The organism is Mycobacterium sherrisii (assembly GCF_002102355.1).
GTDB lineage: Bacteria > Actinomycetota > Actinomycetes > Mycobacteriales > Mycobacteriaceae > Mycobacterium > Mycobacterium sherrisii.
The window spans coordinates 1-23,622 of the sequence record NZ_LQPT01000084.1; the positions used below are offsets into that span (position 1 = coordinate 1).

The 23,622-nt window shown below is 66.6% G+C and carries 23 protein-coding genes and 1 pseudogene; 17 read left to right on the plus strand and 7 right to left on the minus strand.

The window, feature by feature from the left end:
• Both AWC25_RS16840 and AWC25_RS16845 read left to right on the plus strand, forming a co-directional pair.
• A partial coding sequence (locus AWC25_RS16840; RefSeq protein WP_142278900.1) for an integrase core domain-containing protein occupies positions 1–450 on the plus strand: 450 nt, incomplete at its 5' end.
• Between the two features lie 106 nt (positions 451–556).
• Positions 557–1,150 (plus strand): TetR/AcrR family transcriptional regulator, encoded by a 594-nt coding sequence (locus tag AWC25_RS16845; RefSeq protein WP_069401742.1) that lies wholly within the window; start codon positions 557–559, stop codon positions 1,148–1,150.
• On the opposite strand, the gene AWC25_RS16850 is transcribed toward AWC25_RS16845, so the two are convergent.
• Both AWC25_RS16850 and AWC25_RS16855 read right to left on the minus strand, forming a co-directional pair.
• Positions 1,115–1,936, minus strand: coding sequence for a DAPG hydrolase family protein (locus AWC25_RS16850; RefSeq protein WP_085167130.1), 822 nt, complete (start codon positions 1,934–1,936; stop codon positions 1,115–1,117). The genes AWC25_RS16845 and AWC25_RS16850 overlap by 36 nt on opposite strands.
• Positions 1,936–3,275: pseudogene (locus tag AWC25_RS16855) on the minus strand (FAD-binding oxidoreductase). The gene AWC25_RS16850 and the pseudogene AWC25_RS16855 overlap by 1 nt, the downstream one beginning before the upstream one ends.
• Before the next feature lie 66 nt (positions 3,276–3,341).
• Between AWC25_RS16855 and AWC25_RS16860 the strand changes: the two are divergent.
• A complete protein-coding gene (locus AWC25_RS16860) occupies positions 3,342–4,088 on the plus strand; it encodes an IclR family transcriptional regulator (protein ID WP_069401739.1) in 747 nt (248 codons plus the stop codon).
• 198 nt (positions 4,089–4,286) lie between these two features.
• Here the strand turns inward: AWC25_RS16860 and AWC25_RS16865 are convergent, their stop codons facing one another.
• Together AWC25_RS16865 and AWC25_RS16870 are read right to left on the minus strand one after the other, a co-directional pair.
• The gene (locus AWC25_RS16865) at positions 4,287–4,574 is read right to left on the minus strand and encodes an ANTAR domain-containing protein (RefSeq protein ID WP_069401738.1); all 288 of its coding nucleotides are present in this window, start codon (positions 4,572–4,574) and stop codon (positions 4,287–4,289) included.
• A 163-nt stretch (positions 4,575–4,737) separates the two neighbouring features.
• The gene (locus AWC25_RS16870; protein WP_069401737.1) at positions 4,738–5,967 is read right to left on the minus strand and encodes a CaiB/BaiF CoA transferase family protein; all 1,230 of its coding nucleotides are present in this window, start codon (positions 5,965–5,967) and stop codon (positions 4,738–4,740) included.
• Between the two features lie 238 nt (positions 5,968–6,205).
• Here AWC25_RS16870 and AWC25_RS16875 point away from each other — a divergent pair, with 238 nt between their 5' ends.
• From AWC25_RS16875 to AWC25_RS16910, 8 genes are read left to right on the plus strand one after another with little or no spacing between them, the layout of a single operon-like run.
• Positions 6,206–7,114 (plus strand): mycofactocin-coupled SDR family oxidoreductase, encoded by a 909-nt coding sequence (locus tag AWC25_RS16875; RefSeq protein ID WP_232327182.1) that lies wholly within the window; start codon positions 6,206–6,208, stop codon positions 7,112–7,114.
• Positions 7,115–7,157: 43 nt separating this feature from the next.
• Positions 7,158–8,144 carry a thiamine pyrophosphate-dependent dehydrogenase E1 component subunit alpha gene (locus tag AWC25_RS16880; RefSeq protein ID WP_069401736.1) on the plus strand — a complete coding sequence of 329 codons (987 nt, stop codon included), beginning with the start codon at positions 7,158–7,160 and terminating at the stop codon, positions 8,142–8,144.
• Positions 8,145–8,150: 6 nt separating this feature from the next.
• A complete protein-coding gene (locus tag AWC25_RS16885) occupies positions 8,151–9,161 on the plus strand; it encodes an alpha-ketoacid dehydrogenase subunit beta (protein WP_069401735.1) in 1,011 nt (336 codons plus the stop codon).
• Positions 9,154–9,390 carry a lipoyl domain-containing protein gene (locus tag AWC25_RS16890; RefSeq protein WP_069401734.1) on the plus strand — a complete coding sequence of 79 codons (237 nt, stop codon included), beginning with the start codon at positions 9,154–9,156 and terminating at the stop codon, positions 9,388–9,390. Before AWC25_RS16885 ends, AWC25_RS16890 begins: the two co-directional genes overlap by 8 nt.
• 33 nt (positions 9,391–9,423) lie before the next feature.
• Positions 9,424–10,296, plus strand: a complete 873-nt coding sequence (locus tag AWC25_RS16895; protein ID WP_069401733.1) for an enoyl-CoA hydratase/isomerase family protein — start codon at positions 9,424–9,426, stop codon at positions 10,294–10,296.
• Between the two features lie 8 nt (positions 10,297–10,304).
• Positions 10,305–11,855: an acyl-CoA synthetase gene (locus AWC25_RS16900; RefSeq protein ID WP_069401732.1), complete on the plus strand. Its 1,551-nt coding sequence runs from the start codon at positions 10,305–10,307 to the stop codon at positions 11,853–11,855.
• Positions 11,856–11,876: 21 nt separating this feature from the next.
• On the plus strand, positions 11,877–13,283 hold the full coding sequence (locus AWC25_RS16905) for an aromatic ring-hydroxylating oxygenase subunit alpha (RefSeq protein ID WP_069401731.1): 1,407 nt from the start codon (positions 11,877–11,879) through the stop codon (positions 13,281–13,283).
• On the plus strand, positions 13,280–14,980 hold the full coding sequence (locus tag AWC25_RS16910) for an FAD-binding protein (protein WP_069401730.1): 1,701 nt from the start codon (positions 13,280–13,282) through the stop codon (positions 14,978–14,980). Before AWC25_RS16905 ends, AWC25_RS16910 begins: the two co-directional genes overlap by 4 nt.
• Here the strand turns inward: AWC25_RS16910 and AWC25_RS16915 are convergent.
• Positions 14,977–15,825: an enoyl-CoA hydratase-related protein gene (locus AWC25_RS16915; RefSeq protein WP_069401729.1), complete on the minus strand. Its 849-nt coding sequence runs from the start codon at positions 15,823–15,825 to the stop codon at positions 14,977–14,979. The two genes, AWC25_RS16910 and AWC25_RS16915, sit on opposite strands and share 4 nt — an antisense overlap.
• Before the next feature lie 167 nt (positions 15,826–15,992).
• Between AWC25_RS16915 and AWC25_RS16920 the strand changes: the two genes are divergently transcribed.
• The 4 genes from AWC25_RS16920 to AWC25_RS16935 all read left to right on the plus strand — a co-directional run bounded on the left by AWC25_RS16920 (position 15,993) and on the right by AWC25_RS16935 (position 19,554).
• A complete protein-coding gene (locus tag AWC25_RS16920; RefSeq protein ID WP_085167131.1) occupies positions 15,993–16,853 on the plus strand; it encodes an SH3-like domain-containing protein in 861 nt (286 codons plus the stop codon).
• Entirely contained in the window at positions 16,850–17,554 is a 705-nt protein-coding gene (gene scnC / locus AWC25_RS16925) for a thiocyanate hydrolase subunit gamma (RefSeq protein ID WP_085167132.1), read from the plus strand. The genes AWC25_RS16920 and scnC overlap by 4 nt, the downstream gene beginning before the upstream one ends.
• Before the next feature lie 89 nt (positions 17,555–17,643).
• Positions 17,644–17,925, plus strand: coding sequence for a nitrile hydratase subunit beta (locus AWC25_RS16930; protein WP_232327187.1), 282 nt, complete (start codon positions 17,644–17,646; stop codon positions 17,923–17,925).
• A 267-nt stretch (positions 17,926–18,192) separates the two neighbouring features.
• A complete protein-coding gene (locus tag AWC25_RS16935; RefSeq protein ID WP_069401725.1) occupies positions 18,193–19,554 on the plus strand; it encodes a DEAD/DEAH box helicase in 1,362 nt (453 codons plus the stop codon).
• Positions 19,555–19,565: 11 nt separating this feature from the next.
• Here the strand turns inward: AWC25_RS16935 and AWC25_RS16940 are convergent, their stop codons facing one another.
• Positions 19,566–20,126 carry an SAM-dependent methyltransferase gene (locus AWC25_RS16940; RefSeq protein WP_085167133.1) on the minus strand — a complete coding sequence of 187 codons (561 nt, stop codon included), beginning with the start codon at positions 20,124–20,126 and terminating at the stop codon, positions 19,566–19,568.
• A gap of 204 nt (positions 20,127–20,330) precedes the next feature.
• On the opposite strand from AWC25_RS16940, the gene AWC25_RS16945 reads away from it, so the two are divergent.
• The gene (locus AWC25_RS16945) at positions 20,331–20,930 is read left to right on the plus strand and encodes a TetR/AcrR family transcriptional regulator (protein ID WP_069401723.1); all 600 of its coding nucleotides are present in this window, start codon (positions 20,331–20,333) and stop codon (positions 20,928–20,930) included.
• Positions 20,931–20,970: 40 nt separating this feature from the next.
• Here the strand turns inward: AWC25_RS16945 and AWC25_RS16950 are convergent, their stop codons facing one another.
• Positions 20,971–22,737, minus strand: a complete 1,767-nt coding sequence (locus AWC25_RS16950) for an N-acyl-D-amino-acid deacylase family protein (RefSeq protein ID WP_085167134.1) — start codon at positions 22,735–22,737, stop codon at positions 20,971–20,973.
• A 152-nt stretch (positions 22,738–22,889) separates the two neighbouring features.
• Between AWC25_RS16950 and AWC25_RS16955 the strand changes: the two genes are divergently transcribed.
• Complete coding sequence (locus tag AWC25_RS16955) at positions 22,890–23,558, plus strand: TetR/AcrR family transcriptional regulator (RefSeq protein WP_069401721.1); 669 nt, start codon at positions 22,890–22,892, stop codon at positions 23,556–23,558.
• Positions 23,559–23,622: the final 64 nt, after the last annotated feature.

Consider the following 23,622-nt stretch of genomic DNA (forward strand, 5'->3'; position numbering starts at 1 on the left):
GTGTACCTGCATTCGGCCGTCGACGGGTTCTCCCGACTGTCCTACACCGAAGCCCTTGACAACGAAAAAGCCGTCACCGCAATCGGATTCATGCACCGCGCCCAGGTATGGTTCGCCGTCCATGGCATCGACCGCATCCAGCGGATCGTCACCGACAACGGCGCCTGCTACCGGGCCAAAGACTTCGCCCACGTGCTCCACGGCGCACGCCACCAATTCATCACGCCCTACACCCCGCGCCACAACGGCAAAGTCGAGCGCTACAACCGCATCCTGGCCGAAGAGTTCCTCTACGCCAGGACATGGACCTCAGAAACCCAACGCGCCGAAGCACTCAAAGTCTGGAACATCCACTTCAACTACCATCGACCACACTCTGCCGCCGCAGGCCAGCCACCAGCATCACGACTCGCCACCGGCGTCACCAATGTCATGGCCTCATACACCTAGCCGTCTCAGACGGGACCCGCACCTGCCCCGACGAAGAGACGACTCCCGCTTTTTGTCTCACTGTGAGATAAAGAGGTGTTGCTTCTCGCAGACAGGGGTGCTGAGAATGGCCCGCGCCGATTGGTTGGTCGGTGGCGATCGGCGTGCGCTCGCCACCGAGCGCATCTATGCCGCCGCCACCGAAATGCTCACCCGCGACGGCCTCGAGAAATTCGACATCGACGCGCTGGCCAAGCGCGTCCACTGTTCACGGGCCACGGTGTACCGCTACGCCGGCGGCAAGTCCGAGATCCGCGACGCGGTCATCACCAGGGCCGCGTCGCGCATTGTCGAAACAGTGCGCACCGCCGTCGAGAACCTGACCGGGCCGCAGCGGGTGGTCACCGCGATCACGGTCGCGCTCAAGTTGATCAGGGCCGACCCGCTGTATCACCTGATGATCAGCCCGGTCCGCGCCGACGAGATGGCATGGCTCACCGAGTCGCCGCTGCTCAACGGGTTCGCCACCGATCTCACCGGGCTCACCGACGGCGACTCGCAGGCCGCCCACTGGGTGGTGCGCATCGTGCTGTCGCTGATGTCGTGGCCGGTCGGCGACGACGAGGCCGAATACCAACTGGTGCAGCGCTTCGTCGCGCCGGCCTTTAGCGACGCGGGCGGACGGCTACTCGTCGCCGAAGGCGCCGCAGAGCTCCGGTAGGAAGCCCGCCAGGTGATTCATCTCCTGCGCGCAATGCACCAGCAGGTTGCGGGCGTTGGTTTCCGGGTTGCCCAGCAGGCGAGCCGCGATCGGCCGCACCGCCCGCGACGCGACGCCGGGGGCACCGCGCACCGCGATGTTAGGCCCGCCCATCCAAAACCGGGACCGCATCTCGGACCCATCCGGCGTCGCGCGGACGTGATGGATGAACCAGCCGACATCCACCGGCGCGTCGCCGGCGCCGAGCCGCGCACAGATGGCCACCGCGTCGGCGCCGTCGGGCGGGCAGCCCAGTTCCGCGGGCGCTACGAATCGAATGGCGCCGCTGAGCAGTGTCGACCCGATGTATTCGCTGATCAACGAGCAGCGCCCGATGTACCGTTCGGCGCCGCGACGCCCGGCGTCGTCGCCGTCGTTGTCCCCGTCTTTCCAGGCCGCGGACAGATGCGCCCGCGGATGCCATAACTTGTACCGCCGCGTGTCACTGCCGTGCCAACCGAACCACCACGACCACATCGCCGGTGTGATGCCGGGCATGTCGGTGCGCACCGCGACGTGGCAGCTGCCGTCGTCGAGCACTCCGTAGCCGTTCTCGGTCTGTTGATACCCGTCCTCGGCGATGGTCGCGGCGTCCTGGAACGAGAGCAACGCCATCCCGCCCTGCGGACCGTGTTCCAATGCGCGGACCACATGGGTTGGCAGCGCGGCCATTTCGGGGTTGAAGAACTTGCCGAACGGAGTGTTCGCGTCGTCGTCGCGGTAGCCCAGGTATCGGTCGCCGGTCATCAGAGTCGTCCCATCCAACTGTTGAACAGCCCATCGGGATCGTAGGCGGCGCGTATCTGGTCGAGGCGCTCCATCGCCTCGTCGCTGGCGAAGCGCGCGGGACGCTGGCCCAGGTTTTCGTCGGCCAGCTGGATACCGGTCGCCAGGTGCGACATCGCGGCCATGTTCGACCGGGCCCAGTCGCCGTAGCGTGCATCGTCCGCCTTGCTCTTCCAGGCGCCGTAGAGCGCCAGGTAGACCTCGTCTCCGATGCTGTAGGCCATGTCCGGTCGTTTCGGCGACGGTCCCCAGTTCAGCCAGAGGAAGTGTGCGGGTGGTCGGGGATCGTGTCGATGATGCGGTGGATGCCCGGTAGTAAGTCGGCCGCGGACGCAGACGTCCACATGTTGTCCGCGGCGTAGCGGTAGTCGGACAGGTAGTTGCTCATCACCGCCGTGTACCAGGTGGGCATATCGGTTGGCAGGTAAGGGATCTTGACCAGGGCTTGGTCGATCACCGGCACGGTTTCGAAGATGGCCAACGCTTGCTCGGCCTCTTGTTCGGTGTTGGCGAACGCCGGCGAGGCGAAGGTGATGGCCGGGGTATCCAGATTCATGCTGGGCACGCTGCGGCTCGCGACGATCTGCATTTCGACCCGGCGGTCGACTTCGGCGCTGACGTTGCGAGCCCAGGTATAGATCTCGTCGGCCAGCTCGATCGGGTAGACGTAGACACTCGTGCCGCAGGCGCCCGGGCGGGGGTACAGCTTGAGGTAGAACGAGGTGACGACGCCGAAGAACCCCGGCCCGGCGCCGCGCGCGGCCCAGTACAGGTCACTGTGATGGTCTGCGTCGCAATGGATTTGCTCCCCGCCGGCGGTCACCACATCCAGGCCGATGACGTTCTCGCAAGCCAGCCCCCAGACCCGGCTGTTCCAGCCGTATCCGCCCTGCAGCAGGTAGCCACCGACGCAGACGCCCTTACAGTGCCCGGCCGGGAAGAACAGATTCTGGGCCTCGAGCTCACTCATCAGGATGCTGCCGCCCTTGCCCGGCCCGACGACCGCCACGCCCTTGTCGGCGTCGATCGTCGTGTGGTCGATTCGCTTCACGTCGATCAGCACTGCCCCGTCGCGAAGGTGGTTGGTGGCCCAACTGTGGCCGCCGGAGCGGATGTTGACCTTGAGACCGTTGGACTTGGCGTAACGCAGGGCATTGACGATGTCCTCGGTGTCAACGGCCTGCACGATCAGCTCCGGGTAGCGATCGGGCACCCGCTGATTCCAGACCGTGCCGCGGCGGGCGGGTTCGTACCCGTCGTCGCCGCGCCTGAAATGCCGGCCCATCGGCAACGCACCCACAGGGACCTCCTAAGATCCACTTACCGGTCCTTAGCGGTCCGGAATGCGGAACACTATAGTTGACTCATGCCGCCCAGGGAATCCAGTTCGTCGCCGAGTCGCGACGAAGGCATCCAGGTGTTGCGTCGTGCCGCCGCCGCATTGGACGAGATCGCTTCCGAGCCGGGTGAGCTTCGGCTGGTGGACCTCGGTGGACGACTCGGGTTGGCGAAGTCGACGGCGCGCCGACTCCTCGTCGGCCTGGTAGAGGTCGGGCTGGCCAGCGTCGACGCGCAGGGCCACTTCTCGCTGGGTGAGCGCCTACTGGGGTTCGGCAGTGCCGGCGGAGCCCACGTCGCGGCGATCTTCCGCCCGACCATCGAGGCGGTGGCCCGGGCGACCGACGGGGAAACCGTCGATCTTTCGGTGTTGCGCGGTCACCGCATGTGGTTCGTAGACCAGGTCGAATCGTCTTTCCGGTTGCGGGCGGTCTCGGCGGTCGGCGTGCGATTCCCGCTGGAGGTTACCGCCAACGGCAAGGCGGCGCTGGCGGTTCTCGATGACAGCGGCGTCGAGACGATGCTTGCGCGGTTCAGCGTCGGCGTCGCGCACCGGCTGCGGCACGAGATCGCCGAGATCCGGCGCACCGGAGTGGCTTTCGACCGCGGCGAGCACACCCCAGGGATTTCGGCGGCCGCGATAGCGCGACGGACCGTGGGCGACAACGTCGTTGCCATCTCGGTGCCGGCGCCCACCGAGCGCTTCCAGGACAAGGAGCAGCGCATCGTCGCGGCATTGCGTGCGGCGGCCGAGTCACCGGCGTGGAGTCGGTGACTGGTCAGTCAAGCAACCTCATCGCCCGCCTGATCCGGATACGGCGCCGCCGCAACTGACGGGACCGCGCCGGCCAATGCAGCTCGAGCGGGAAAACGTCGTGCTCCCAAGGTTGTTGGTCAGCGCGATCTTCGGATAGGTTGGCACGGCCGCGGTACCCCCCAGGGACCCCGGCCGCGCCAAGCTCGTGATCACTGCTCAACAGCTCAGCGCTGCTGTGCCGGTGAACAATTGCCCCCACTCGTGGCGCGCGGCCGACTGTGCCTCGCTGAAACTGGATGTCTTCTCGCCGTCACCGGCAAGGTGCACGAGTGCCCATGCCATCGCGAAGACCGGAACCCGGTGCCGCACGGCTGCGCTGTGCAGTTCGTCGAGGGCGGTCTCCGAACGGCACCGGCGCAGCCCGATGATGATCCCCCGCGCGGTGTCGAGAATGCGGCTGGAGTTCGGCCCACCAGAACTCTGTGTGGGAACCCAGTTCGCCATGCTTTGCCTACCTCCCGTTGCACCACTACAGAACTCACGACCACGATTTACCGGGTCGGACCAAAGGCGCACTGTGCCATGATTTGTGGATTCACGCGGCAATGCCAGAGCACGATGCACATCGATATCCGCCTGTGACCGTGTCGATATCAAGGTCGCGGTGTCACAGAATCGCGTTGCGCTCCTTCGCCTGCGCAATCTCGTCCCATTCCACGCCGAGTTCGAGGAGTATCTCCTCGGTGTGTTGGCCGTGTTCGGGCGCCCGGGCGGGAAGCGGTGGGGTTTCGTTGAATTGCACCGGCGCGGCGACGATTCGATATGTTTCCCCGTGGTCGTCGACGTTCGTCACGACATAGCCATTGGGCTGCACCTGCGGATCATTGAGCGTTTCCCGCGGTGTCGCGAGCACACCCCAGACGCCCGGTTCGCTTTCCAGCACCCGCCGCCAGTGCGCCAGGTCCTGGCCGGCGAACGCGTTGGCGATGAGTTCGGTTGCCGCGGCCGCGTTGGCAATCAGGTTGGCGGAGGGGACGAATCGCTCGTCGTTCGCCAACTGCGACAGGCCGATCCGCTCACAGAAGCCGGCCCAGAACTTGTCCGGTTGCAAGAAGACCAGTTGGATCCATCTGCCGTCCCTGGTCAGGTAACGATTGACCAGTGGGTTGATCGCCAATCCCGGTGGCGCCCCCGGAATGCCGTCAATGTCGAAGAAATCCGCAGCGGAGATCGACGGTGCGATCGACCACATCGCCTGGGCCAGCGGGGACGAGTCGACGACCGGGGCCTCGCCGGTGCGTTCCCGGTGAAACAGCGCCGCGCACACACCGCCGGCCAGCGTCGCGCCGCCCTGCAGATCACCGAAACCGGGGCCTTGCACCGCCGGGGTCTGCGACCCGAACGGGGTGAGCGTGTAGGCGACACCGCCGCGCGCCAGGTAAGTCGCCGCGTCGAACCCACCACGGTCCCGGTCCGGACCGCGGACGCCCAGACCGGTGCCGCGCGCATTGATCACGTTCGGGTTGAAGGCGCGGATGTCGTCGACGGTCAGCCGGGCCCGTTCCAGTGCGCCGGGCAACCAGTTGGTCAAAAAGACGTCGGCGGTGGCTATCAGTCGGCCGAAGAACTCGCGCCCCGTCTCGGATTTGAGGTCGATCGCGACGCTGCGTTTGCCACGGTTGCCCAACTCGAGCAGGAAGTCGGCATCAGGCCGGGCCGCCTCACGGGTGAAGCCGCCGATAACCAGGGCGCGCCCCGGGTCGCCTGCGGTGACGCCCTCCACCTTGATCACGTCGGCGCCCCAGTCCGCGAGCGCGGCTCCGGCGGAGGGCACGTATGTCCACGACGCCAGTTCGACCACCCGCACCCCATGCAGGACGTGCTGCGCGCCCGTCATCGACCATCCCCTAGCTCACTCTGTTCTTGCTATTTTAGATATTCTAGCTACTCTAAGGGATATCGGTAGCTCGGCTACAGCCACGCGATGGTGCTCGTGGAAGTGATGCGATGGAGCCGCTCGTTGGTCAGACCGCCCCGCTTCGATGCGGTGAATGCGTTGTGCACCTGCGCTTTTGGGAACCGATCCGGCGCGCTCCCGCGGGCCCGGCGGTAGGCGTCCGGACGAAGGACACACGATGGACCACCCGATGAACCACCCGGTGGACGGGGTGACGGGCCGGTTGGCCAACAAGGTGGCCGTCATCAGCGGTGCCGCACGCGGTCAGGGACGCTCACACGCCCGGATGCTCGCCGCCGAGGGTGCCGACATCATCGCGGTGGACCTGTGCCGCGACATCGACACCAACGAATATCCGTTGGCCCGACCGGAAGATCTGGACGAAACGGCGCGGCTGGTCGGGAAGGAAGGGCGACGCGTCTTCAGTGCGATTGCCGACGTGCGCGACCGGGCGGCGCTGTCGGCGGCGATCGACGAGGGCGTCGCCGCGCTGGGGCACCTCGACGTCGTCGTCGCCAATGCGGGCATCTGCCCACTCACCGCGGGCCTGCCGCCCCAGGCGTTCGCCGACGCCGTGGACGTCGATCTGGTCGGCGTGCTCAACCTCGTTCACGCCAGTCTCAAACACCTGCAGGCCGGCGCATCCATCATCGTCATCGGATCCAACGCGGCGTTCATGTCGTCGATGAACACCGCCGGCATCGACAGTGGGGCAGGTGGCCCCGGCGGGGCCGGCTATGCCTTCGCGAAACTCGCTGCGGCCCATTATGTTAACGACTTCGCGCGGGCGCTGGCACCGTTCTCCATCCGCATGAACGCGGTACACCCGACCAACGTCAACACCGACATGCTGCACAGCCCGCCGATGTACCGGGCGTTCCGTCCGGACCTCAAAGAGCCGACCCGCGAGGATGCCGAGCCGATCTTCCCGCTCGTGCAGGCGATGCCGATCCCCTACGTCGAACCCGAGGACGTCAGCGAGGCGGTGCTGTTTCTCGCCTCGGATGCCGCGCGCTATATCACCGGGCAGCAGCTGCGGGTGGACGGCGGTGGCTTCCTCAAGGTCAAGCCGTGGGCGGGCGCATGACGGCGGTGCCACCGATCAGACTGCAGCACAACGGAATCCCGCGATGACCGACGCCCCGACCCCAGACATCCAACGACGCCTGTACGCGTTGATGGTGCTGATGAAGACCGCCGACGACCGGCTGTCCCGCGGTATCGGCACCGGCGAATTCATGTGCGTGTACTGGCCGTCCCGAGGGCAGGAGGCGATCGCCGCCGCGATGGGTGTCGCGCTGCGCCCCGACGATCAACTGGTCACCACCTACCGCGGACTGCACGATCTGATTGGCAAGGGTGTTCCGCTCGAGGAGATCTACGGCGAGATGATGGGCCGCACCGTCGGCGCCAGCCGCGGCAAGGGCGGCACCATGCATATCGCCAAACCCGCAGTAGGAGTGATGCTTTCGACCGGAATCGTCGGGGCTGGGCCGCCGGTGGCGGTCGGGCTGGCGTTGGCCGCCAAGCGCAAGCGGCTCGATCGGGTCACCGTCGTGAGCTTCGGTGACGGCGCCACCAACACCGGCTCCTTTCACGAAGCGGCCAATATGGCCGCCCTGTGGGATCTGCCGGTGCTGTTCGTCTGCCAGAACAACTTGTACGCCGAGATGACACCGACCGCCGACACCATGAAGCTCGAGCGGGTCGCCGATCGCGCCGCCGGATACGGCATGCCCGGCATCCGTGTCGACGGCAACGATCCCCTGGCGGTCAAGGCCGCGCTCGACGCGGCGCTAGGGCGAGCCCGCGCGGGTGCGGGCCCCACCTTCCTCGAGTGCGTGACGTTTCGCTTCCGCGGCCACTATTTCGGCGACCGGATGCCTTACATCCCCAAGCAACAACTCGACGCGGCGCTGGCCGCCGACCCGGTACCGCGCTTCCGCCGGCAGCTCGCCGACACCGGGATCTGCACCGAAGACCAGCTTGCCGGCATCGAGGGCGAGGCCCTGGCCACGGTGGAATCCGCCCTGCAGACTGTGCTGAACGCCGACTCGCCGTCGTCGGTCGAACTCGACCAGGACGTGTACGCCACTGCGATCAGGTATCCGGTGTGAGGCCGCATGGACGAACAAGAGATGACGATGCGCGCGGCGCTGAACCTCGCGCTGGATCAAGCGCTGCAGGCCGACGACCGGGTGTTCCTTCTCGGTGAGGACATCGCCGATCCGGGTGCGTCCGGGCCGACCGCGGGACTGTCCACGAAATTCGGCCCCGACCGGGTGCTGGATACGCCGATTTCCGAGGCCGGGATCATCGGTGCGGCGGTCGGGGCCGCGATCGACGGGCTGCTGCCGGTGGCCGAGATCATGATCATGGACTTCATCGGCATCGCCGCCGACCAGCTCGTCAACAACGCCGCCAAACTGCGGTTCATGACCGCGGGCCGCACCACGGCGCCGGTCACGATCCGCACCCAGGTCTACGCCGGGCTGGCGACCGGCGCCACGCACTCCCAGAGCCTGGAAGCGTGGTTCATGCACGTTCCCGGGATGAAGGTGATCGTGCCGTCCACGCCGCGCGACGCCAAAGGTCTGCTGACGTCGGCGATCTTCGACGAAGATCCGTGCCTCTTCGTGGAGACCATCCGGTTGCAAAGCAAAAAGGGTCCCGTCCCCGTGCATCCCGGGTTCTCGATCCCGTTGGGACAGGCCGACATCAAACGACCGGGCACCGACGTCACGATCATCAGCTACGGCCGCGGCGTGCACGACGCCCTCGCCGCGGCGGCCACGCTGGCCGGGCTGGGCGTCAGCGCCGAGGTCGTCGACCTGCGCACCCTGGTGCCGCTCGACGTCGACACCGTCATCGAGTCGGTACGGCGCACCCGCAGAGCCGTCATCGCGCACGACGCGGTGCAATTCGCGGGCCCCGGCGCGGAGATCGCGGCGATACTGAGCGCCGAGCTGTTCGGCGAGCTTGCGGCGCCGGTCGAGCGGGTCGGCGCCCGATTCGTCCCCACCCCGGCCGCGCCGGCACTCGAGGCGCGGATGTATCCGACGCCCGAGCGCATCGCCGAAGCGGCCCGGCGCACCTGCAACAACGCCGACGCGAGGGCGAATCTGCGTGGCTGACTTCATCATCCGCATTCCCCGGGTGTCGGTGGCCGTCGCCGAGGCCGAGCTGACCGGGCTGCTGGTGGACACCGGCGAGCACGTCGAGGCAGGGACACCGATCTACGTGATCGCCACCGAGAAGGTGGAGCAGGAGATCGAGGCGGGTGCCTCCGGCACCGTGCGGTGGACGGGCCAGGTCGGGACGACCTACGACATCGGTGCCGAAATCGGCGTCATCGCTTCATAGTCCAGACCACTCCTCGAGAAAGGTGCCACACACATGGATCTCCACGAGACCCGCGAGCGAATCATCTACGAAAAGCAGGGGCCGATCGCCCGCGTCACGCTGAACTGGCCCGAAAAGGCCAATGCACAGGACCAGAAGCTGGCCGAGGAGGTCGACGCGGCGTTGCTGGACGCCGATCGTGACTACGACATCAAAGTGCTGATCATGAAGGCCAACGGCAAGGGGTTCTGCTCGGGACATGCCATCGGCAACAACGCGGTCGACTATCCGGCGTTCGTCGAGGGCGCCAAGGCGATGGGCACGCCGTGGAAGCCGCAGACCGACCTGTTCGTCAAGCCGATCCTCAACCTTTGGGAGTTCTCCAAGCCAACAATCGCCCAGGTGCACGGATACTGCGTGGGTGGCGGCACCCATTACGGGCTGACCACCGACATCGTCATTGCCTCCGAGGACGCTTACTTCTCCTACCCGCCACTGCAGGGCTTCGGGATGCCATCCGGCGAATGTTCAATCGAGCCTTGGGTTTTCATGAACTGGCGGCGCGCCGCCTACTACCTGTACCTCGCGGAGGTGATCGACGCCAAGAAAGCGTTGGACGTCGGACTGGTCAACGAGGTCGTTCCGCGCGAGCAGCTCGAGGACCGTGTCGAGGCGATCGCCCGCCACATCGCGCAGGCGCCGATGACCACCCTGTTGGCGACCAAAGCCAACCTCAAACGGGCCTGGGAGCTGATGGGGATGCGTGTGCACTGGCAGAGCTCCAACGATCTCGTCGCGCTGGCATCGATCAGCAAGGATGTGCAGGAGCTGATCCAGACGGTGTTCAAGGACAAGGTGCTGCCGTCCGAGCAAGCCCGCCGCCAAGCCGCCGCGGCTGCCCAGACCGACGGTGCCGCAACAACTTAGGCCCGCTGGTGAACATCGCCGACCACGCGATCGCGGCCGCGGCATCGCCGGCCCTGATCATCGACGGCGACCCGGTGACGTTCGGCGAGCTGTATGCGGCCAGTCAACGGGTCGCGGCCGCGCTGCACGACGCCGGGCTGCGGCGTGGCGACGGCGTGGCCCTGGTGTTGCCCAACCGAGCCGAATTCCTCGAGATCACTTGGGGATGCCAGCTTTCCGGGCTCTACTACACGCCGGTCAACACCCACTTCACGCCCGACGAGGTGGCCTACGTGATCGGCGATTCCGATGCCAAAGCGGTGTTCGTGGACGGCACCGACGCGGCCTCGGTCGCCATCGCCCACCGGGTGCATGCGGTCAACACGAAGGTCGGCGTCAACATTGTGGTCGGAGCCGCCGAGGCCGCTGCGCCGGGGTGGCGCCGATACGAGGACGCCGTCGCGGCGGCGGGCACCGCCCCACCGTTGTCGGACGGGTCCGAGATGCTGTATTCCTCGGGCACCACCGGTCGGCCCAAGGCGGTCCGCCGCCCGCTCCCGGTTGACTCCAACGGCTCCTGGGCGCAAGCCGTGCTGGAAATGGCGCTCACCCACCGCTATGGGATGACCCCGTCGAGTGTGTACCTGTCCCCCGCGCCGCTGTATCACGCCGCCGGGGTGAACTACACGATGGCGGTCAACCGAGTGGGTGCCGCGTCGGTCCTGATGCGCAGATTCGACGCCGAGACCGTGCTGCAGCTCATCGAAACCCACCGGGTCACCCACGCCCAGTTCGTCCCGACGATGTTCGTCCGGATGCTCAAACTGCCCGATCCGGTGCGCAACCGCTACGACATTTCCAGCCTGCGCTGTGTGCTGCACGCGGCGGCCCCCTGCCCCGTCGACGTCAAGCACCGGATGATGGCGTGGTTCGGGCCGATCATTCACGAATACTACGGCGGCACAGAAGGTTTCGCGGGCACCGTGATCGGGCCCGAGGAGTGGCTCGCCCACCCCGGCTCGGTGGGCCGGCCGATGTCGGCCGTACACGTGGTAGGCGACGACGGCCAGGAGCTTCCCATCGGCCAGGCTGGAGAGCTTTACTTCGAGAGTGGACCCCCGTTCGAGTACTTCAAAGATGCCGCGAAGACCGCAGCGGTGTACAACGATCGCGGCTGGCGATCCCTGGGCGACATGGGCTACCTCGACCGGGACGGGTACATGTACCTGACCGATCGATCGACGTTCACGATCGTCTCCGGTGGAGTGAACATCTACCCGCAGGAGGCGGAGAACCTGTTGGTGATGCATCCCAATCTGGTCGACGCCGCCGTCTTCGGCGTGCCGAACAACGAGTTCGGTGAGGAAGTCAAGGCGGTGGTGCAACCGGTCCCCGGTGTTGCGGCGGGTCCCGATCTGGCCGCCGAACTCATCGCGTATTGCCGAGCGCACCTGGCCGGTTACAAGTGCCCCCGCACAGTCGATTTCGATCCGGAATTGCCGCGCGATCCCAACGGCAAGCTCTACAAACGACGGATCCGGGAACGTTACTGGCGGGGGCGAGAATCACGAATCGTGTGACATAGGGACAGGGATGGCGAGATGGCAGTGGAGACAGGGTCCAGACGGACCGGCAAGAACACGGCGAACTGGACGGCGTTGCCGGTGCCGTGGGCGGTGCAAACCGCCGACCGGATTCCCAAGCAGCGCTACTACGATCCCGATTTCTACGCCTTGGAGGCCGAGAAGCTGTGGCCCCGGGTGTGGCAGATGGCCTGCCGGCTCGAGGAGATCCCGAGAGCCGGCGACTACGTCGAGTACCAGATCCTCGACGAATCAATAATCGTGGTGCGCGTCGATGCCGGCACGGTGCGGGCCTATCACAACGCATGCCGTCATCGTGGCGTAAAGCTGGTGGAGGGCAACGGAAATCGGCGGACCTTCGTCTGTCCCTTCCACGGCTGGTGCTGGGGTCTGGACGGGCGCAACACGTTCGTGTTGCGGCCCGAGGCCTTTGCCGAGGACAACATGCATCCCGATGACCTGGAGCTCGTTTCGGTGCGGTGCGAACTGTGGGGCGGGTGCGCGTGGATCAACCTCGACGACACCGCGCCGGGGCTACGGGACTGCATGGAGCCATTCGCGTCGATCTACGACGCGTGGCAGGTCGAAACGCTGCAGACCGAATGGTGGCAAGCCTGCCGGCTTCCAGTGAACTGGAAACTGGCGACGGCGGCGTTCATGGAGGGGTACCACGTCCCGCAGACCCACCCGCAACTGCTGCCGTCGGCACAGACATCGGCGCAGACCTGGGCACCTGCCGAGACCGCCTCGGCGAAAGTGCATCCGGTGGTGCAAAGCAGCCTGTACTTCATGCGCACGCTGGGCACGGGAATGGGCGGCATGACCCACGAGAACGACATCCGGATCGCCGAAGGACTGCAGACCATCGAGCTGCCGGCAGATCCGGCCGAAGCGCTCACCGCATGGCGCAGCGCGCTCAACGACGCCGTCGTCAGCTGGCATCGCGCTCGGGGCAGCGCCATGCCGGACCTCAACGACCTGGCCCGGCGCGGAATCACCGATGCGATCGGGTTTTGCTTCCCGCACCATTTCATCCTGCCCACCTACAGCAGCGCTTCGTCCTACCGGATCCGCCCGTTGGGTCCGGAGGAGACGCTGTTCGAGATCTGGTCGCTCACCCGGTTTCCCTCGGACCGTTCGGCGGGCAAGCCCACCGCACCCGAACCGATGGCGCCCGACGACCCGCGCTGGCCGCCGATCCCCGCCCAGGACTTCTCCAACTTGCCCCGCCAGCAACAGGGGTTGCGCTCCAAGGGGTTTGCGTTCATGCGACTGTCGCACCAGATCGAGGGGCTGATCTCCAACTTCGAGCGGGTCGTCGACGGGTTCTTGGCCGGTCTGCCCTACGACGCACTGGTTCCGGCGATCCAGAAGACCAACACCACCATCGACGTCCCGATCGCGGACCTGGGTTTCGGCTCATGACCGCCGCGTGGGATCGGTCGGTGGACTTGCTCATCGCGGGCAGCGGGGGTGGCGGAATGGTGGCCGGCCTGGCCGCGCTGGATTGCGGGATCGAGCCGCTGATCGTCGAGAAGCAGGCACTCGTCGGCGGATCGACCGGGCTGTCCGGCGGTATCGTGTGGCTGCCCAACAACCCGTTGATGCGTGCGGACGGGATCGCCGATTCACACCAGGACGGCTTGGCGTACCTGGCCGACGTCGTCGGCGACATCGGGCCCGCATCCTCCCCGCAGCGGCGCGAGATGTTCCTGACCGCGGGCTACGAAATGCTGAACTTTCTGCGCCGCAAGGGTATTCGGTTGATCCGCTGCGCCGGATGGAGCGACTACTACCCGAATCACAAGGGCGGCAACGAGTCCGGCCGAGCGGTCGAGGGAATCCCGTTCGACGCCGCCGAGCTGGGCAGCTGGTGCGGCAAGGTGCAGCCGCCGCTGGCCAAGAACTACGGTTACGTGGTCCTGACCAACGAGCTGCGCTCGGTGCAGTACTTCAACCGGTCGCCGCGGGCGTTCGCGGTGGCGAGCAGGGTGTTTCTGCGCACCGCGGCGGCCCGCGCGCGCCGTCGCCACATCCTGACCAACGGCGCATCGCTGATCGGGCAACTGCTCAAGGCGCTGATCGAGCTCGGCGGACCGCAACCGCCGCTGTGGACCGACACCGCGCTGGAAGATCTCATCGTCGACGACGGCCGGGTGGTCGGGGCGCGGGTCAACCGGGGCGGGGTCACGCTCAACGTCGAGGCGCGCAAGGGCGTCCTGCTGGCCGCGGGCGGTTTCGGTCACAACACACAGATGCGCCGCCGGTACAGCGGCGACCAACCCAACGACGGCAGCTGGTCGATCGCCAATGCCGGCGACACCGGTGAAGTGCTCGAAGCGGCGATGCGGTTGGGGGCCAAGACCGATCTCCTCGACGAAGCATGGTGGCTGCCATCGGTTTTCATCGCCAACGGCGGCGCCGTGGCCGCCTCGCTGGGGTCGGGCAGACAACGGCCCGGAGCCATTTACGTCGACTCCACCGGGCGCCGGTTTTGCAACGAGTCGAACTCCTACGTCGAAGTCGGCAAGGCGATGTACGCCAACAAGGCGGTGCCGTGCTGGATGATCTTCGACGACGGCTACGTGCGCCGGTATGTCACCAGTGCCAATCCGTTGCAGCGCAACGCGCACCTGCCGCCCGACCTGATCGAAAGCGGCGCGGTCAAACGGGGTGACACCATCGCCGACCTCGCACGCCGGATCGACCTGCCCGCCGACGAGCTGATGCGCACCGTGGAGCGGTTCAACGGTTTCGCCGTCAAGGGCCTCGATCCCGACTTCGGGCGTGGCCAGTCAGCGTACAACGACTGCCTTGGTGACCCCGGTTACCGGCCGAACGCCGCCATCGGGCCGCTGGACCGCGCGCCGTACTACGCCACCCGGGTTCTCCCGGCCGACGTCGGAACCTGCGGCGGTGTCATCACGAACGAATATGCCCAGGTGCTGGATCAGCACGACCACGTCATCGACGGCCTGTATGCGACCGGCAACACCACCGCAACCGTGATGGGCCGCACGTATCCGGGCGCCGGGGCGAGCATCGCCAGCTCGATGGTGTTCGGCTATGTCGCGGCGCGGCACGCGGCCGGGCGACGCATCGCCGGCGAGGCGGGCCGTTAGTCGCCTGGCGGCGGTGCCGGGTCGCGGTCGACGAACTCGCGCGGCTTCATGCCGGACCGCATCAGCTCGGCTCGCCGCGCCTGGACGTCGGAGGCGGCGCCGACCATGTTGGTCAGGATGTGGCTGACCTGCAGATGCACGCGCATCCCCATCAACTCCCAGGCGCGTTTGACGTTGTTCTTCACCGCCATCAGCGTGGTCAACGGGATCTGGGCGATTCTGCGCGCCATGTCCTCGACGGTGTCCTCGAGGTCGTCGCGCGCAACCACCCGGTTGAGCAGTCCCCAGTCGAGGGCCTCCCGGGCGGTCAGGGTCGGCGCCAGCAACAGCCAATCCATGGTCCGATGCCAATTCATCAGCAACCACGGCTCGATCATCGTGTGCCCGCCGGGTTCACCGAGACTTTGGGCCAGGGGCATCTGGAAATAGGCGTCCTCGGAGGCGACGCAAAAATCGGTCAGCAAGCCCAGGTAAATTCCGCCGCCCATGCAATATCCATGGATTTGGGAGATGGTCGGTTTGGGAAACTCCCAGAGGTACAGCGTCGGCCACAGAAACAGGTCCGCGGTCCCTTTGTACAGATCCTCAAACGTGTTTCCGAAGTCGGGGTAAGGGTTTTCGTCGGGTTCCCAGCGGGCCACATGGCCGCCGCAGAAGCCGTTGCCGTTGGCCTTGAGGATGACGACCTTGATCTCCTTGTCGTGGTCCGCTTCGTGCAGGCAATCGTCGACTTCGGTAACGAGGACGGCGTCCTTGGTATTGGCCTTATCGACCCGATTGAGAATGATCCGCGCGATCGGCGGGTCGCGTTCGTAGATGATCGCCTCGAGGACGCGGCGCTCCATTCGGGTGACATTACCGGAACCGACGATGCGTGAAACCTCAAAAGCGCCGCGAACTTTCCGGCCAACACTGCTACGACTTGCGCGAATCGCGCGGTAGTAGTGAGCTGTATCCAAGTTAGGCGTGCGGCGACCATCGGTCCGCCCCCACCGACGAATGGCGGCTTTGCATGGCAACTCCCGTGGACCGGATCAAACAACTGAACCTGGTGGCCAGGCTGAAGTCCTCCTACCCGGAACTGCCCGACGCACCGACCCCCGACCTCATCGATCACGACCGTTTCGCCGCCTACGTCAAGACCCCGCACGACGTCGGCGGCGAACCGGACGCGCCGATCGAATTCCAGAACAAGCAATACGAGATCTGGGAAGAGAACACCTATGTCCTGTGCGAGGTGCTGGGGATGCGCGGAATCTGGTTGTCCGAGGAGCGACGCCGGATGGGCAATGTCGATCTCGGGCGCACCATCTATCTCGGACTGCCGTACTACGCACGCTGGCTGCTCGCCGTCGTTCGCGTTCTGGTCGAAAAACACCACATCGGCCTGAGCGAGCTGGCCGAACGCATGGTCGAGGTCAAGTCCCGGTATGAGGGCGGCTTAGCCGGAAAGCCATTGGAAGCCAAGCCCAAGTTCGAGGGCGACCCTTCCGGGGTGAGACGCAACCGGCATCACGTGCACGCGGTAGGAAAGGGCGATCCGCAGGTGTTCGCGGGGCAAGCCGGCGCCCCCAGGTTCAAGGTCGGTGACAAGGTGACGGTGCGTGAGCTGCCCGTCCTGCTCTATACCCGCACCCAGGAATACGTCCGGGGCGCATCCGGCGAGATCGCGAAAGTCTCCTACGAAAGTCCGGCGGCCGAGGACGAGACGTGGGACGGCCCCAACCAACAGCCGGAGTGGTTCTACATCGTCCGCTTCAATCTCTCCGAGCTCTGGCACGGCTATACCGGTCCCGGCAATGACACGCTGCAGACCGAGCTGCCCGAGCGATGGCTGCAAGCGGCCGTCGCCTCCGAAGGGACGTCGCCATGACCGACCATGACCATGACCATGACCGTACGGCCGCGCCGATGGTCGATGAGATCACCGATTTCGAAGTTCTCGAGATCGCCCTGCGCGAATTATGTATCGAGAAAGGACTTTTCACCGCACAGGACCACCGGCGCCTCACCGAATTCGCCGAGCAGATCGGCCCGACGCCGGCCGCGCGGTTGGTCGCTCGGGCCTGGCTCGACCCGGGGTACAAGGCGCTGGTGCTGTCGGATCCGATGGCGGCCAGCAAGGAGGTCGGCGTCGATTGGCTGGCGCCGACCGGCTTTGGAACTCCCAGCGATTTCACCGCGTTTCATGTCCTCGAAGACACTCCGACCCTGCACCATGTCATCGTGTGCACGTTGTGTTCGTGCTATCCGCGCCCGATTCTGGGCAACTCGCCGGAGTGGTATCGCACGCCGAACTTCCGGCGTCGCATCGTGCGGTGGCCGCGTGAGGTCCTCGCCGAATTCGGCCTCTATCTACCTGAGGACGTCGAAATCCGGGTCGAGGATTCCAACCAGAAGCACCGCTTCATGGTGATGCCGGTACGCCCCGACGGGACCGACGGCTGGACCGAGGACCAACTGGTCGAAATCGTCACACGCGACTGCCTGATCGGCGTCGCACTTCCGAAGCCGGACGTAACGACGAACGCCATCACCGCAACCCGGCCGGCCAACCACCCGGTCGAAGACTGACGGTCGGGGACGCGCCAGTGAGCACTTCCGACCGGCCGGCTATCGCACCGCTGGCGAAAATTGTCGAGCGTAACCAGGTCTGGAACCGGATGGCGGCGAAATACGGGGTGAGCAACCCCGTGCCACCGTGGCAGACGAGTCTGGACGGCATCTGCGACGCGATCGATCAGAGTCATTGCGGCGCCGAGATTCTCGGCTTTGCCGACCGTCGCAACGAAGAGGACACCCTGTCGACAACCGTCTACGCGGACCTGCCATATCCGGAGAATCGTTTGCTGGCACTGGCGCACTCGCTGGTGGTGCGCGGCGTCATCGGCGAGGACGAGCTGGCCCAGCGATTGGCCGCTGTCCGGGACAGGCTGGAAGCCTGAGCGAGGCGTTTCCGGTGGGCTCATCCGGTGGGCTCATCCGGTGGGTTAGAATGGTGTCAACGTTGGCGTCACTGCGTTGCATGCCAACACCGTCGTGAAATGCTTTCTCGCCCCCGGTGCCGGCCCGAAGGTCGCGCAGGACACCGAATCCAGCTTGTCTCGCGGCGATCGATTTTGCCGACCGGCAATCTCGCCCCCCTGTGTCCAGGGCCGCGCGACGTCGACGTCCGCCGCCCGGTGACACCGATGCCTGAAAGGCACCGAAAAGTGACCACCGACAAGACCTTTGCCGACCTCGGCGTGCCCCAACCAGTAGTCGACGCGCTCGTCGCGCTCGGCATCACTCACCCGTTCCCGATTCAGGTGTACACCCTGCCCGACACGCTCGCGGGTAAAGACGTGCTGGGCCGCGGGAAAACCGGCAGCGGCAAGACCCTCGCCTTTTCCATTCCGCTGGTCAGCGGGCTCTCCGGCCGGGGCAGGCGGCCGTCTAGACCCTCGGGGTTGGTGCTCGCGCCCACCCGTGAGCTGGCCAGCCAGATCACCGCGACGCTCGAGCCGCTGGCGGCCGCGCAGGGCCTACGGGTGACCACGATCTTCGGCGGGGTCCCGCAGGGCCGTCAGATCACCGCGCTCAGGGCCGGGGCGGACATCGTGGTCGCCTGTCCCGGGCGGCTGGAGGACCTGATGAAGCAGCGCTTGATCAGCCTCGAGGCGGTCGAGATCACGGTGATCGACGAGGCCGACCACATGGCGGATCTCGGCTTTCTGCCCGCCGTCACCCGAATCCTGGCCGCGACTCCCAACGGCGGTCAGCGGCTGTTGTTCTCGGCGACGCTGGACAACGGCGTCGACAAACTCGTCAAGCGATTCCTGCGCAACGAGGTGCTGCACTCGGTGGAAGGTGCCGACTCGCCGGTCTCGGAAATGACCCATCACGTATTCCACGTTGCCGACGTCGAGGCCAAGAAGGCGGTCGTGCACCGGCTGGCATCCGGGACCGGACGCCGGATCCTGTTCTTGCGCACCAAGCATCAGGCGCGCAAGCTGGCCCGCCAGCTCACCGAATCGGGTGTTCCCTCGGTTGACTTGCACGGCAACCTGTCTCAGGCCGCGCGGGAACGAAATCTTGCGAGCTTCGCCTCGGGCAGCGCCCGGGTGCTGGTGGCAACGGATATCGCCGCGCGCGGGGTGCATGTCGACGAAGTCGAGCTGGTCGTGCACATCGACCCGCCGAGCGAGCACAAATCCTATCTGCACCGGTCCGGACGCACGGCACGGGCGGGCAGCGCCGGCGATGTCGTCACCGTGGTCCTCCCCGAGCAGCGCCGGGACACCGAGGCGATGATGCGCAAGGCCGGCATCAAGGTCGCGCCCCAACACGTCAGCGCCACCTCCGAGGCGGTGCAGGCGCTCGTCGGCGAGATCGCACCGTACCGGGCCCCCGCGCCCGTGCACGCGCCCGCGCCGCAGCGACCGGCCGGCGGCGCCAAGCGGCGCCGGCGGAACAGCCCGCGGACGCCGAAAACAACGGGCGCCCCGACCGAAGCGGTCGCGGTGCACCGCAACGCGGCGCCGGCCAGGCGCCCCGAACACCGTCGCCGTGTGGTCCGCGCGCAAGGCGGGTGACGTCGGGCCCGTCAGCCACGGGCCAGTAGCCAGGCCCGGCCATCGCCTTCCCCGGCAGCGACGACGGTCAACGCCGCGAATGCCTCGGCCAACTCCCCCGCGGCGACCCGAAACGGGCCGGGCGCGGCACCGACGGCGCTGAGGGTAGCGATGGCCAACAGTCCGCCCGGCGCCAGGCGGTTGATGATCGCCTGGTCCAGCCGGCGGTCCCGAAACTTATGGCAGACGATGACGTCGACCATCGGCCCGTCCGGCAATCCGTTGTCGAGATCCACGACGTCAAACCGGCAACGGTCCTCGACGCCGCTGTGCCGGGCCAGGTTTCGCGCTTGACCGATGGCCACCGCGGAGATGTCGAGCCCGACCACCCGCATTCCGCACCGGGCCAACCAGACGCTCGTGATGCCCCGGCCGCAGGCGATATCGAGGGCCCGTCCCGCCGTCGGAAAGGCGTCCACGTAGGCCGCAAAGACGTCGGGCGGGCCGACCTGGGCAACGGAGTGCGGCGCCGGCCCTTGCGCGGCCTGGGCGGCATACCGCTCGTCCCATCGGCGCTCGTCTTCCCGGGTCACAACGTCACCCTACGGCCGGCGCACGCAACGACCCCTGATTCTGGACAACTGTCTGTATTTGATTCGCCGCCAGGTGTGCGTCCGTTGGTCCGGAACCGGTCGACGAGATGGCCATTGGCGTTGTCAGCGCGCTGATGAGCGGCTTCAACGACCGGGCGACGCCGTCGTGCCGCCGAACCCCCGAGCGCTGCATACACTGGACGAGTGTCTAGAGACGCGGCCGCTCCCGCCGAGACGGTCACCGGGGCCGCCGGCGCTCGCCGGTCGGACCGCCGCCCGGGACAAACAATCCGCAAGGTCCTCGACGCCGGGCTTGCGGAGTTGCGGGAGTCCTCCTTCGCGAACCTGACGATGCGCGCCGTGGCGGCCCGCGCGGGGGTCTCACCGGCCAGCGCCTACACCTACTTTCCGTCGAAGAGCGCGCTGGTAGCCGCGGTCTACCTTCGTTTCCTACGCGAGTTGCCCTTGCACACCGACGTCAACGACACCACCAAGACCCGGGTTAGCTCGACCCTGCGCGACATGGCGGTGGCCGTTGCCGACGAGCCGGAATTGAGTGCCGCATGCGGCACCGCCTTGATGGCCGACGATCCCGCCGTTGCGCCCATCCGCGAACAGATCGGGGAGGAGGTCGCCAAGCGCATCGCGGCGGCGTTGGGTCCGGGATGGCCGCGCGCGGTGAAGTCCACCCTGCAGATGACCTTCGCGGGCGCGCTGATGACGGCGCGATTTGTCCGCTACGCGGAGATCGCCGGGCAGCTGGACGAGGCGGTCAACCTCATCTTGGGGGCTTCGGTCGCCTAATTGATCGGCCGCACAGGGCAATTGCCGCCCGGCTCGAGCGCTAGCCGGCCGGGGCGAGCGTCCCGCTGGGCTGCCCGGCGCGCAGGAACTGGCCGAACCGCTGGTTGCCCAACGTCGGGGCCGCCTGGCCCGTCACGAACACGAGCTGACCCGACACCAGGACACTGCGGACGGTGTCGTCGTTGCGGTTGACCATGCGGGACAGCCCGCCGTAGGACTCGACTGGGTGCTCCGCGTAGGCGTCGAGCGAGTCGTCGAGCCGCTCGGGATCGATCACCACGATGTCGGCGCGGTCGCCTTCGCGCAGGGTGCCCGCGTCGATGTCGTACCAGGCACCCAGCTCACCGGTCAGCCGGTGCACCGCACGCTCGACCGACAGGAAGGGGGCGCCCCGGCGCTCGGCGTCGCGCACGTGCCGCAGGAGCCGCAGACCGGAGTTGTAGAACGCCATGTTGCGCAGATGCGCGCCCGCATCGGAGAAACCCATCTGCACGTTCGGGCTTTGCGCCAGCTTCTTGAGCAGTTCGGGGCGGTGGTTGGAGATCGTGGTGCGCCAGCGCAGCGCTTCGCCGTGCTCGACCACCAGGTCCAGGAACGCGTCGACGGGGTGCAGACCGCCGCGATCCACCCCGACCTGCCCGAACGACTTGCCGACGACCGAGACGTCCGGGCATGCCACGATCTCGGCGTCGAAGAAGTCGCGGTGCCACACCCGTGGCCCGTATTTCTGGTCGTAGTCCTTGCGGAACTGGCGCCGGTACGCCTCGTCGCGCAGTAGCTCGTTACGTGCGATCTCGTCCTGCAGGTGCAGAGCCGCCGCGCCGGAGCCGAACTCTTCGAAGATCACCAACGATATGCCGTCGGCGTAGACCTCGAACGGCACCGGCAAATGCTGCCATCGGAAGTCGGCACCGAGCGCATTGACGACCCGCGCGAGCGCCTCCATGACGTGGATGACCGGCGGCAAGGACTTGACATCGGCCGCCGACAGCAGGCTCGTCTTGAGCCGGCGCCGCCCCACCCCCAGCGACGCGGCGAGCTGAGAGACGACGGAGAACGGATTCTTGATATCGGGCCCCGACTGCAGAACCTTGTTGCGCCGCCGCAGGATGGCGTTCAACCGCCGCAGTTCGCGGGCGGTGGCGTAGGTCGAGGGCAGCGTACGCGATCTGCAGACCTCGCCGTCGAGTTTGTCGAACAGCAATTGTTGCGACGACAGCCCGACGAATCCCGCGTCGAGGGCCTCCTCGAGCATCGATTCCATCCGGGCGAGTTCCGGCCTGGACGGGCGAACGTCCTTGCGGGTGGCCCGATCCAGGCCCATGGTCGCGGCCCGCATGTCGGAGTGGCCGATGAAGGTCGCGATATTCGGGCCCAGGTTCAGCCGCTCGAGTGCGGCGACGTACTCCTTGGGATTGCTCCAGCAGCGCGCCCGGTCCAGGTGCTCGATGACGTAACGGCGCGGGATCGCCTCCACCCGGCCGAAGATGTCCCCCGCGTCGACGTTGTCCAGATATACCGTGGACAGCGAACACGAGCCCAGCAGCACCGTCGTCACACCGTGTCGCAACGACTCGGAAAGCGCTGGCTCACATAGTGTTTCGATGTCGTAATGAGTGTGGATATCGATGATCCCGGGAATCACCCACTGCCCGGTTGCGTCGATGACGTCGGCACCCGCCGATTCGACCGGTTCGGCCGTGATGGTCGCGACCCGGCCGTCGCGGATCCCGATGTTTCGCACGGCCGACGCAGCGCCGGTCCCGTCAAACCAGCGTCCATTCACGACCACGGTGTCGTACGGCATGTCAGCCCTCCTGGATTCGCTGTGATCATACACACACCCGATTGTGTCTCGTCAGTGGCAGCCCGTCGCCGCGCCTGAGCAACGATCGCCTAGCTGCGACGATATGATCTAGCGGTGATGACGACCGACGACGTGCCCGCCGTTCGCTGAGCATGCGCAGCCACGGCTGGGCGGGGAACACGCCCGCCTCCGACGAGGAGGCGATCGAGCGGATCCTGGACGCGGCGGACAGGATCATCGAGGAGCGCGGCTCGGCCATGCGGATCGCCGACGTGGCCCGGGCGCTGGGGGTGACCAGGCAGACGGTCTACCGCTACTTTCCGGGAACGCAGGCGTTGTTGGTCGCGAGCGCGATGCGGTCGGCCGACGGTTTTCTCGACCATCTGGCCGCCCACCTCAAGGGCATCACCGATCCCGTGTTGGCGGTCACCGAATCGTTCGCGTTCGCCGTCGAGCAGTTGGCCGCCGACAATCAGCTCGAGGTGGTGCTCAACCGGCGCAACCGGGGCGGCCAGGCCGTCTCGATCGTGTCGGACACCGCGCTGGCGTTCGGGCGATCGATGCTGCACCGTTTCGATATCGACTGGCAGCAGCACGGTTTCGACGACGCCGGTCTGGACGAACTCAACGAATTCACCCTGCGGTTGCTGCATTCGTTCTTGGCCGATCCCGGCCGGCCACCCCGCACCGGTGCGGATCTTCGGCGTTACCTGATCCGGTGGATCGGACCCGCGATCGCCTATCCGCGGATCGCGCAGGCGTTGGACCCGTTGCGAGCCCCCGAGCCGCGAGCGCGGCGCCGGTCCTCGGCGGCATCCTGATTTGCGGCGTGGGCCGCAGCAGCCGCGTGGCGGTGGTGCTGTGCGCCAGCATGTGCGCACACCT

Bases quoted from the DNA above. Each gene is read 5' to 3' on its own strand.
- AWC25_RS16845 (WP_069401742.1), top strand. From the start codon at position 557: ATGGCCCGCGCCGATTGGTTGGTCGGTGGCGATCGGCGTGCGCTCGCC.
- AWC25_RS16850 (WP_085167130.1), bottom strand. From the start codon at position 1,936: ATGACCGGCGACCGATACCTGGGCTACCGCGACGACGACGCGAACACT.
- AWC25_RS16860 (WP_069401739.1), top strand. From the start codon at position 3,342: ATGCCGCCCAGGGAATCCAGTTCGTCGCCGAGTCGCGACGAAGGCATC.
- AWC25_RS16865 (WP_069401738.1), bottom strand. From the start codon at position 4,574: ATGGCGAACTGGGTTCCCACACAGAGTTCTGGTGGGCCGAACTCCAGC.
- AWC25_RS16870 (WP_069401737.1), bottom strand. From the start codon at position 5,967: ATGACGGGCGCGCAGCACGTCCTGCATGGGGTGCGGGTGGTCGAACTG.
- AWC25_RS16875 (WP_232327182.1), top strand. From the start codon at position 6,206: ATGGACCACCCGATGAACCACCCGGTGGACGGGGTGACGGGCCGGTTG.
- AWC25_RS16880 (WP_069401736.1), top strand. From the start codon at position 7,158: ATGACCGACGCCCCGACCCCAGACATCCAACGACGCCTGTACGCGTTG.
- AWC25_RS16885 (WP_069401735.1), top strand. From the start codon at position 8,151: ATGGACGAACAAGAGATGACGATGCGCGCGGCGCTGAACCTCGCGCTG.
- AWC25_RS16895 (WP_069401733.1), top strand. From the start codon at position 9,424: ATGGATCTCCACGAGACCCGCGAGCGAATCATCTACGAAAAGCAGGGG.
- AWC25_RS16905 (WP_069401731.1), top strand. From the start codon at position 11,877: ATGGCAGTGGAGACAGGGTCCAGACGGACCGGCAAGAACACGGCGAAC.
- AWC25_RS16910 (WP_069401730.1), top strand. From the start codon at position 13,280: ATGACCGCCGCGTGGGATCGGTCGGTGGACTTGCTCATCGCGGGCAGC.
- AWC25_RS16915 (WP_069401729.1), bottom strand. From the start codon at position 15,825: ATGGAGCGCCGCGTCCTCGAGGCGATCATCTACGAACGCGACCCGCCG.
- AWC25_RS16920 (WP_085167131.1), top strand. From the start codon at position 15,993: ATGGCAACTCCCGTGGACCGGATCAAACAACTGAACCTGGTGGCCAGG.
- scnC (WP_085167132.1), top strand. From the start codon at position 16,850: ATGACCGACCATGACCATGACCATGACCGTACGGCCGCGCCGATGGTC.
- AWC25_RS16930 (WP_232327187.1), top strand. From the start codon at position 17,644: ATGGCGGCGAAATACGGGGTGAGCAACCCCGTGCCACCGTGGCAGACG.
- AWC25_RS16950 (WP_085167134.1), bottom strand. From the start codon at position 22,737: ATGCCGTACGACACCGTGGTCGTGAATGGACGCTGGTTTGACGGGACC.
- AWC25_RS16955 (WP_069401721.1), top strand. From the start codon at position 22,890: ATGCGCAGCCACGGCTGGGCGGGGAACACGCCCGCCTCCGACGAGGAG.